Origin of the sequence: Paenibacillus sp. oral taxon 786 str. D14 (assembly GCF_000159955.1) — a bacterium.
GTDB classification, from domain to species: Bacteria; Bacillota; Bacilli; order Paenibacillales; family Paenibacillaceae; genus Fontibacillus; species Fontibacillus phoenicis.
The window spans coordinates 1-1084 of the sequence record NZ_GG696032.1 but is presented as its reverse complement, the minus strand read 5'-3'; the positions used below and the strand labels follow the sequence as shown (position 1 = coordinate 1084).

Annotated in this window: 1 protein-coding gene; it reads right to left on the bottom strand. The window is 46.1% G+C overall.

Translation table 11 applies throughout. The features are described from left to right. A protein-coding gene (locus POTG_RS22545; RefSeq protein ID WP_232282380.1) for an IS3 family transposase occupies positions 1–1003 on the bottom strand; the annotation gives its coding sequence in 2 pieces (ribosomal slippage) (positions 1–754 and positions 754–1003; 1004 coding nt annotated over the 2 pieces). This gene is flagged as partial in the annotation. Positions 1004–1084: the final 81 nt, after the last annotated feature.

The window sequence follows — 1084 nt, the reverse complement described above, 5'->3', positions numbered from 1 at the left end:
TGAAGAAGGCTGTGGAAGCTCATCTGGTTAATGAACTCCGTTTTCATAATTTTATAGGTAGCTTCAGCCACGGCATTGTCATAGGGACAGCCTTTCATGCTGAGAGATCGACCGATTTTAAAGGTCTCCAATAGCTCGTCCATCTTTTCGTTTTTAAACTCACTACCGCGGTCCGTATGAAACCACTGGATTTGACGCAGATCACCTTGTACGGTAGAGAAGGCACGGGAAATCAGAGCCGCATCCTTGTTTGGGCCCGCACTATGCCCGATGATTTCTCGATTGAACAAGTCGATCAGCACACAAATGTAATGCCACTTGTTTTGAACCTTTACATACGTTAGATCGCTAACGACGAAGCGCTTTGCTTCTGTCTGCTCAAACTCACGAGCCAGCACATTTGCCGTCTTTGCTTCATTGGAGGCCGCTTTGTGGGGCTTATACTGAGCGATCGTGTAGGTGGAGACCAACCCCTGCTCCTTCATAATGCGGCCAATGCGACGTCTAGATACAACTATTCCTTGTTCCTTTAGCTTGGCTTTAATCTTGCGCGTGCCGTAGGCTTTGCGGTTCTTGTGGAAGATCTCCACAATCGTTTCTGTTAGTTCATCTTCCTTCGCTCGTTCCTTTGCTTCATAGTAGAACGTACTCTTTGCAATTTGTAGGACGTCGCACATTGCTGATACCGAGTATTTATCACGGTTGTTCTGGATGATAGCTACTTTCGTCCCATGATCAGCGCGGCTTGCTTTAAAATATCGTTCTCCATCTTAAGTCGTTGAATCTCTTTACGTAAAGTGATGAGTTCATTTTCTTCGAAAGAGCGATTGTCCTTCTCCTTGAAGGAGCCTGTGGTCTGGGCTTGCTTGATCCAGCGGTCTAAAGCAGACGCAGTGAGGTCATATTCCTCCACAATCGCTGCGCGGGATTTCCCGTTTTCATAGAGCTGCACCATTTGCTTTTTGAACTCGGTTGTAAACGTGCGTCGTGGTTGTTTAGGCATTGTTGAGATCCGCTCCTTAACATGATAGGTCTATTCTACAAGCCCTTATTTTTATTGTCCAACTAAGTGTAGCCGATCCAA